The sequence below is a fragment of the Frankia gtarii genome, assembly GCF_025403375.1.
In the GTDB taxonomy this organism is placed as follows: Bacteria; Actinomycetota; Actinomycetes; order Frankiales; family Frankiaceae; genus Frankia; species Frankia gtarii.
Map to the genome: position 1 here is coordinate 23,041 of NZ_JAMPTM010000048.1, position 8,260 is coordinate 31,300.

The window sequence follows — 8,260 nt, forward strand, 5'->3', positions numbered from 1 at the left end:
GTGTACGTCGCGGACACCCGCACCAGACCGGCAGGCCCGGGGACCACCCCGGGCCTGCCGGTCCCGCCGCCGGCGACCCGGGCGCCGGCGGGCCTCGCGCGGCGGGCCGTGCCCGCCACCGTGCTGGTCCTCGGCGCGGTCAGCCTCATCACCGACGTCTCCGCCGAGATGGTCACCGCAGTGCTGCCGTTGTACCTGGTGACCGGGCTGGGGCTGTCCCCGCTCGGCTTCGGCCTGCTCGACGGCATCTACAACGGCGCCAGCGCGCTGGTCCGCCTCGTCGGCGGCCACCTGGCCGACCGCGGCCGGCGCTACAAGTCGATGGCGGCCCTCGGCTACGGGCTGTCCGCGCTGTGCAAGCCGGCGCTGCTGATCGTGCACAGCGTGGCGGGGATCAGCGCCGTCCTCGCGGTGGACCGTACCGGCAAGGGGCTACGCACGGCCCCGCGGGACGCGATGATCTCGCTGGCCGCACCGCCGGAGGCCCAGGGCCGCTCCTTCGGCGTGCACCGGGCGATGGACACCGCGGGTGCCCTGCTGGGGCCGGTCGTCGCGATCGTCGTGATGCACGCGGCCGCCGACGGGTTCGACGCGGTGTTCACCGTCAGCTTCTGCGTCGCGGCGACCGGGGTCGTCGTCCTGCTGCTGTTCGTGCCCGGCCGCGTGCCCCAACCCGGGCCGGCCGGGAGCGGTTCGGCCAAGAGCGGTTCGGCCGGGACCGGGCGGGGGGAGCCGGCGGCGGTGTCCCTGCGCGCCGTTGTGAGTCTGCTGGGCGACCGTGCACTGCGCCGCCTCACCCTGTGCGCGCTGCTGCTGGGCCTCGCCACCGTCAGCGACTCGTTCCTGTACCTGATCCTGCAACGCGATCTGGACCTGTCCGGCGAGTGGTTTCCCCTGCTGCCGCTGGGCACGTCCGCGTCGTTCCTGCTGCTGGCCGTCCCGCTGGGACGCGCCGCGGACCGGTTCGGCCGCTGGAGGGTCTTTCTCGCCGGGCACGGCGGTCTGCTCGTGGCCTATGGTCTTCTGCTCGCCCCGGTGGGGGGCGCGGCGCTGCCCGCCGTCGTGCTCGTGCTGCACGGCGCCTTCTACGCGGCGACCGACGGGGTGCTCATGGCGGCCGCGGCCGGATCGGTCCCGGAGCGGCTGCGGTCCAGCGGGCTGGCTCTGGTCCAGACGGGGCAGGTAGGTGCACGCTTCGCCTGCTCGCTGCTGTTCGGTGCCGCCTGGACGACCTGGGGTGACCACGCCGCCCTGGCCGCCGCCACCGCGGCGCTCGCGGTCTGCACCGCCGCCGCCGTCGCCCTGCGTCCCGGGCGGGCGGCGCAGTGAGCGTCCGTGCCCGCCTCGCCGTCCTCGCCGCGGTCGTCATGGTGCTCGCCGGGGTCGCCACCGCGGCCGTGGTGCACGCCTCCGGCCGGGCCGCGCAACGCGACCACCAGCAGGCCGGCGGGCCCACGATCCGGCCCGGCCGGGTCGTGCTCACCGCGCCGGCCGGCTCGCGCGCGACCGCGCCGGCAACCGGCGCGGCGAGCACGCCGGCGGGGGAGCGGCTGGTGTTCCGTTCGACGGCGTGGGGTCCGCACCGCGACGAGCTGGTGTCCGTACCGGCCGCGGACCCGGCGGGGCCCCGCACCGCCTCCGGCGTGCGCTGCCTGCGCTTCCACGCCGCCGGCGGCACCGGGATCTGCCTGCGCCGGGTACCGGGCGTGGTGGGGGAGAGCTACCGGGCGGTGGTGCTCGACGCGGACCTGCGCGAACGGCGCGACTACCCGCTCGGCGGCATCCCCACCCGGTCGCGGGTCTCGCCGAGCGGACGCATGGTGGCCTGGACCGTGTTCGTCAGCGGCGACTCCTACGCGGGCACCGCCTTCTCCACCCGCACGTCCATCCTCGACACGAGCACCTGGCGGCTGGACGGCAGCCTGGAGGACTACCGGATCGTCCGCGACGGCCGGACCCACCGCAGCCCGGATGCGAACTTCTGGGGGGTGACGTTCGCCGACGACACCCACTTCTACGCCACGCTCGCCACCGGCGGGCAGACCTACCTGGTGCGCGGCGACGTCGCCGCCCGCACGGTCACCACCCTGCGGTCGAACGTCGAATGCCCGTCGCTGTCCCCGGACGGCACCCGGCTGGCGTTCAAGAAGCGGGTGGCGGGCCTGCCGGCGGACGCGCCGTGGCGGCTGACCGTCCTCGACCTGCGAACGATGCGCGAGACCGCGCCGGCCGAGCGGCGCAACGTCGACGACCAGGCACTCTGGCTCGACGGCCGCACCCTCGCCTACGCCCTGCCCGGCGACTACGGCAGCGACCTGTGGACCGTGCCCGCCGACGGCGGCGGCAGCCCGCGGCGGCTGACCACGGCGGCGCTGGCTCCCGCCGTGGTCGGCTGACCTGCCGACCTGCCCCCTCAGGCGGACTTGCGGGGCAGGCTCCAGTAGTCGCGGTTGACGGCGATCCGGCCCTCGCGCAGCGAGCCGAAGGAGGACCCGCGGATGCCCGCCGGCTGCATGACCCACTCGATGGCGTAGGTGGCCCCGTCGGACAGGGTGGTCACGACGTCGTAGGTGGTGCCCGCCGTCTGGCTCAGCGCGTTGTCGATGAACGCCCGGGCCGCGTCGGTCCCCGTGGCGCCGTGGCCGGTCGGGACGTCCTCCAGCACGACATCCGGGGTCAGGGTGGCCAGGATCGCGTCGGTGTCCTGCTTGTTCCAGCCGGCGAAGTAGTCGTCGATGACGGTGGTGTCGCTCATGTGCGTGACTCCTCTGTGAGGGCGGGCCGCGCCTGGCCCGCCGGGTCGATCCGGTCGGCGACGGGCGGCGCCGCCGGCACCGTCGCCAGCACCCGGCGCAGGGCGCGTTCGAGCGTCGAGAGGTCGTCCAGGCCCGGCCCGGTCATGCCCGCGGCGGCCAGGCTCGGATGCGTGCCCCCCGCCGCCATCAGACCCCGGGCCGCGAGCCAGCCGGTGAACAGCAGGTAGGTGGCGGTGAACAGCTCGACCGCCGCGGGTTCCGGCAGGCCGGCGGCGCGCAGGATCGACAGCGCCGTGCCGGTCAGCCGGCCCGCCGCGGCGGAGGGCCGCGAGGCCGTCAGCGCCCGCATCCCCGTACCGGGGTAGCGCCGGAACGCCTCGTCCATCGCGGTGACGAGCCCAACGTACTGGTCCACCCAGTGCGCGGCCGGATCGATCTCGATGCGGATGTCGGCGGCGACCGCCTCGACGACCCGGTCGGCCAGGTCCTCGCCGCCGCGCAGGTGGTAGTGCACCGCGGGCGGGGTGACGCCGAGCTCGTCGGCGACCGCGCGCACGGTCAGCCGGTCGAGCCCGCCGCGTTCCACCACGCGCAGCGCGGCGTCGAGCACGTCGCGCTGGGTCAGCGGCGCTGGCTGTGTCCCGCCGCGCCTGCGTGCCACCGGCCGCCTCCCGTCCTCGGACTCTGGCCCTGAGGCGGACTCGTGGACCGCCTCGTGCTTCATTATTCCATAATAAATCACTGCAGTCATGACCTGAGGGAGGCCGGAATGGACAGCGACATCAACGGAGACCTGGACAGCGACATCGTCGTCATCGGGGGCGGGGTGGGCGGCTGCGCGCTTGCGGCCCGCCTCGCCACGGCGGGTCTGGGCGTGACGGTGCTGGAGCGCGAGCGCGTCTACCGCGACCAGATCCGCGGCGAGGCGATCGTGCCGTGGGGCTTTCGCGAGGCCGTCGAGCTGGGCCTCGGTGACACGGTGCTCGGCACCGAGGGCGCGTCGGTGATCAGCCGGATGGTGCCCTACGACGAGATGCTGACCGTCGAACGTGCCCGCGCCGCCGCGATGGACCTGTCCACGGCCGTGCCCGGCGCCCCGGGGATCATCGGCGTGGGTCATCCGGAGCTGCGCGAGGCGCTGGCCACCGCGGCGGTCAAGGCCGGCGCGACGGTCGTGCGCGGCGTCGGGCGTTCCACGGTGGATCCGGGCCCGGCGCCGTCGGTCACCTACGAGCTGGACGGGGCGCACCACACCGTCCGCGCCCGACTGGTCGTCGTCGCCGACGGCAAGAACTCCGCCACTCGCACGGCGCTCGGCATCCCGCTCGCGGTGACCACCCCGCGGGTGATGCTCACCGGGCTGCTCGTCGACGACGGCGGCGCGTGGGACCGGGCCGAGACGATGCTCGGCGTCGACGGGCGCAACCAGTACATCGTCGTGCCCCGCGGCGCCGACCTGATCCGGCTCTACATCGCTCGGCACGCGGACGACCCCGAGCGGTTCAACGGGCCCGAGCGGGTGGCCCGCTTCCTGGCGGCCTACCGCTCACCGGCGCTGCCGTGCCCCGACGCGCTCGCCGAGGCCACCCCGGCCGGGCCGTGCGCGAGCTTCCCCATGACCGACGCCTGGACCGACAACCCGCTGCGGCCCGGGATCGCGCTGCTCGGCGACGCCGCCGGCTGGAGCAATCCGGTCACCGCCCAGGGGCTGAGTATCACCCTGCGCGACACCCGGGTGCTCGCCGAGGCACTGCTCGACACCCCCACCTGGACCCCGCAGACGCTGCGCGGCTACGCCGAGGAACGCGGCGAGCGGATGGCGCGGCTGCGGTTCGCCACCGCGCTGACCGATCTGCTGTCCGCGTTCGGCATGCCCGAGCGGGCGGCGAAGCGCCGGCGGATGACGAGGCTGCTGCGCGAGCGCCCGGACCTCGGCGCCGCGCTCGGCGCCGTCCACGCCGGCCCCTGGGCACCACCCGCCGAGGCGTTCTCCCCGGACATCCTCACCACCCTCGCCCTCGCCTGACCCGCCCGGGGACTCAGCCGCCCGGGGACTCAGCCGCCCGGGGACTCAGCCGCCCGGGGACTCAGCCGGTCGGGGACTCGGCCGGCCAGGCGGCGCAGGAACTCCTCGACCACGTCGAGGAGTTCTCCGACCACCTCGCCGGGCGCATCCGGGCTGAGCACGGGCGGCAGCTCGGTCTCGGCCGCGCCGGTGAAGCTGCGGGTGCTCAACCGGACCATCGACTCGAACATCGGGACCCCCAGGCTGGCGGCCTGCTGGATGTGGGGCCGCAGGAAGCTGGTCGGCTGCCCGCGGTAGTACTGGACCATCATGAGCACGACGCCGAGCACGTGCGGCTCGAGGTGCTTCGCCGCGGGATGCACGCCGGACTGCAGGTCCGCAACCCGGTTGTACTCCCAGACGTAGCGACGCAGCTTGCCGAGTAGATGCTCGATGCCGAGCGCGGAGAAGTTGTCCGGACGGGCCGGGATGAGCACGTGGTCGCAGGCGGCGATCGCGGCGCGCGTCATCACCCCGAAGTGCGGCGGGCAGTCGATGAGGACCAGGTCGTAGTCCTGCATCCCGGGGGAGGCGAGCCCGGTGGCCAGGCGCTGGTAGACGTCGAAGTAGTGGCGGGTGGACCGGTGCGCCTGCGCGCCGCCGAGGTGGGCGGCGAGGTTCATCTCGATGTCACCGAGGGACAGGTGCGAGGCGAGCAGGTCCAGGGTGCCGCCGCGTTCGGCGACGGCGGCGGCGACGACCGGCGGGTTGGTCACGTAACTCGCCAGCGGCGGCGCCACGGTCTCCGGTCGCCACGACTCGAACCAGGCCTTGACGGTCCGGCGGTGCTCGGCAAGCTCGGTGCGCCAGACCTCCGGCTGGTAGAAGGAGAAGGTGAGGTTCGCCTGCGGGTCCAGGTCGATCAGCAGGACCCGCCGGCCCAGCCGGGCGATGGCGGCGCCGATGTTCGCGGTGAGCGTCGTCTTGCCCACCCCGCCCTTGTAGCTGGCGATCGCCACCACCTTCACCGCGTCCTCGCTCCCGGTCGTGTGCCCCGCCCGACCGCGCGGTGACGTCTGCTCGTGTGTCGTCGGACCCGGCAGTGCTCCGTATTCGGCCTACACGCAGACTACGGCTGTCGCGGAATTGCCCCCGTGGCTCGGGAAAAACAGCGCCACGCCGGCCCGGGTGCCGGCCGGTCCCGGCCGGCGGGGTGGCCGAATCGGGCGATGCGGCCGCCGCCCGCGGTGGCGGTGTCGAGGCGCTCGCGAGGCCATCCAGGGGGCGTCGGGCGACGCGCGCGACGACCCGCCCCGGTGATGTGGAGCCGGCGCGGACAGGCCCCTTCCGGCCGGTGGGCCGGCCGGATCGGGCACCCCTACGCCGGCCGATCACGGCTCCCGATCGTCACCACGGCCATCCAGGCAGCGGGAAAGCCAGTCGGCCGCCGCGCGGAACTCGTGGTCCGTCACCTGCGAGCGCACGGACCCGGCCACGCCGCCGGCCCGTGGATACGACCCGAGGAACCGCACCTTCGGGCAGATCCGGTGCAGCCCCATCAGGGCCTCACCGACCCGGCGATCGCTGGCATGCCCCTCCGCGTCGATGGAGAAGCAGTACTGGCCGAGGCCCTCCCCGGTGGGCCGGGACTCGATCCGCATCAGGTTGACCCCGCGCACGGCCCACTCCTGCAGCAGCTCCAGCAGCGCGCCCGGGTGGTTCTCGGTCAGCCACGCCACCGCGGACGTCTTGTCCGCCCTGGTCGGTGCGGCGATGCGGCCGGGGCGGCGAAGCAGGACGAAGCGGGTCGTGGCGTCGGCGGCGTCGTTGATGTCGGTCACCAGCGCCTCCAGGCCGTAGAGGCGTCCGGCGAACTCCCCGGCGAAGGCGCAGTCGAAGCGTCCGTCGCGTACCAGGCGGGCCCCCTCTGCGTTGGACGCGGCCGACTCCCACTCGGCGTGCGGCAGGTGCGTCGCGAGCCAGCGGCGAACCTGGGCCTGCGCAACCGGATGGCCGGTGACCGTCTTGACGTCCTCCAGGGTGGTGCCCGGCCGCACGAGCAGGGCGAAGCTGATCGGCAGCAGCACCTCCCGGTAGATCATCAAGGGGTGTCCGGTGGCGAGCTCGTCGAGCGTGGTGGTCACGGCGCCTTCGACGGAGTTCTCGATCGGCACCAGTGCGCCGGCCGCGTCGCCGCTGCGCACCGCGTCCAACGCCGCCGTCACGGAGGCGGAGGGCACCAGCTCGGCGCTCGCCGCCTCCGGCAGCGTCTGGAGCGCGACCTCGCTGAAGGTCCCCTCGGGGCCGAGGTAGGTGTAGCGGGCCTGGGCAGGCAAGTCAGGCCTCCTAGGACCGGATCGGGTGTTGCGGGCGGGGGTGCTCAGAGGTGGCGCAGCAGCGCGGTGGGGTCCTCGACGGCGTCGGCGACGAAGCGCAGGAACGCGCCGGCGGTGGCGCCATCGCAGACCCGGTGGTCGAAGGTGAACGACAGCTGCACGACGCTGCGCACGGCCAGCGCGCCGTCCACCGCCCAGGGCCGGGAGACGATCCGGCCGACGCCGAGCATCGCGACCTGCGGGTGGGCGATGATCGGGGTGGACCCGTCGACACCGAAGACGCCGTAGTTGTTCAGCGTGAACGTGCCGCCGGTCAGCTCGGTCGGGGTGAGCCGGCCGCCGCGGGCGGCCGCGGTCAGCCGGGTGAGCTCGGCGGACAGCCGGGCCGTGGTCATGTCCTCGGCGTGATGCACCACGGGCACAGCCAGGCCGCGCGGGGTCTGCGCGGCGAACCCCAGGTGGACGCCGCCGTGGCGGCGCACGCCGGTGGCGCGGCCGTCGGTGTCGGTGACGACGGAGGAGTTCAGCTCGGGCGCGCGCACCAGTGCGGCGACGCAGACGCGGGCCAGGATGGCCAGCAGCCCGATCCTGGGCTCGGCGCCGCCGGCGTTGAGGGCGTCGCGGGCGGCGAGCAGGCCGGTGGCGTCGGCGTCGACCCAGCAGGTGGCGTCGGGAATCTCGCGCCGGCTGCGGGTGAACGTCTCCGCCGCCCGCCGCCCGATCGCGTCCAGGGGGACGACGGTCGCGTCGGACTCGGCGAGGTGCGGCGCGGGAGCCTGCGGGTCCCCGACGGCGGCCTCGACGTCGCGGCGCATGATCAACCCGCCCGGGCCGGTGCCGGCCAGTGCCTGCAGGTCGACGCCGTTGTCGCGGGCGAGGCGGCGCACGAGGGGCGACACGACCGCGACCGCGGTCCGCGCGGCCGACCCCGACGGCGCCGTCGGCTCGGATGATCCCGCCAGCCCGGACGTTCCCGCCAGCCCGGACGTTCCCGTCAGCCCGGACGTTCCTGTCAGCCCGGACGATCGGGACGGCCCGGAGGGCATCGCCGGGCGCGGGGTCGGGATGGTGGCGCCGACCCGTCGGCGGCGCGGCCGGGCAGGCTCGGTGCTGACGCCGTAGCCGACGAGGATGTTGCCCGACCCCGACCCCGACCCCGACCC

Annotated in this window: 8 protein-coding genes; 3 read left to right on the forward strand and 5 right to left on the reverse strand. The window is 74.8% G+C overall.

Going from position 1 to position 8,260, the window contains the following annotated elements; all coding sequences use genetic code 11:
• Both NBZ83_RS10065 and NBZ83_RS10070 read left to right on the forward strand, forming a co-directional pair.
• Positions 1–1,329, forward strand: a complete 1,329-nt coding sequence (locus tag NBZ83_RS10065; protein WP_261574821.1) for an MFS transporter — start codon at positions 1–3, stop codon at positions 1,327–1,329.
• On the forward strand, positions 1,326–2,396 hold the full coding sequence (locus NBZ83_RS10070) for a TolB family protein (protein WP_261574822.1): 1,071 nt from the start codon (positions 1,326–1,328) through the stop codon (positions 2,394–2,396). The genes NBZ83_RS10065 and NBZ83_RS10070 overlap by 4 nt, the downstream gene beginning before the upstream one ends.
• A gap of 17 nt (positions 2,397–2,413) precedes the next feature.
• Here the strand turns inward: NBZ83_RS10070 and NBZ83_RS10075 are convergent, their stop codons facing one another.
• Both NBZ83_RS10075 and NBZ83_RS10080 read right to left on the reverse strand, forming a co-directional pair.
• On the reverse strand, positions 2,414–2,755 hold the full coding sequence (locus NBZ83_RS10075; protein ID WP_261555029.1) for a nuclear transport factor 2 family protein: 342 nt from the start codon (positions 2,753–2,755) through the stop codon (positions 2,414–2,416).
• Positions 2,752–3,417 (reverse strand): TetR/AcrR family transcriptional regulator, encoded by a 666-nt coding sequence (locus NBZ83_RS10080; protein WP_261566845.1) that lies wholly within the window; start codon positions 3,415–3,417, stop codon positions 2,752–2,754. Before NBZ83_RS10080 ends, NBZ83_RS10075 begins: the two co-directional genes overlap by 4 nt.
• A gap of 108 nt (positions 3,418–3,525) precedes the next feature.
• Here NBZ83_RS10080 and NBZ83_RS10085 point away from each other — a divergent pair, with 108 nt between their 5' ends.
• Positions 3,526–4,782, forward strand: a complete 1,257-nt coding sequence (locus tag NBZ83_RS10085) for an FAD-dependent oxidoreductase (protein ID WP_261566846.1) — start codon at positions 3,526–3,528, stop codon at positions 4,780–4,782.
• A gap of 29 nt (positions 4,783–4,811) precedes the next feature.
• Here NBZ83_RS10085 and NBZ83_RS10090 read toward each other — a convergent pair whose 3' ends face one another.
• The 3 genes from NBZ83_RS10090 to NBZ83_RS10100 all read right to left on the reverse strand — a co-directional run.
• Positions 4,812–5,789 (reverse strand): ParA family protein, encoded by a 978-nt coding sequence (locus NBZ83_RS10090; protein WP_261574823.1) that lies wholly within the window; start codon positions 5,787–5,789, stop codon positions 4,812–4,814.
• 363 nt (positions 5,790–6,152) lie between these two features.
• Positions 6,153–7,097 carry a prephenate dehydratase gene (gene pheA / locus NBZ83_RS10095; RefSeq protein WP_261566848.1) on the reverse strand — a complete coding sequence of 315 codons (945 nt, stop codon included), beginning with the start codon at positions 7,095–7,097 and terminating at the stop codon, positions 6,153–6,155.
• A 44-nt stretch (positions 7,098–7,141) separates the two neighbouring features.
• On the reverse strand, positions 7,142–8,260 hold a 1,119-nt coding region (locus NBZ83_RS10100; protein WP_261574824.1), incomplete at its 5' end, for a dihydrolipoamide acetyltransferase family protein.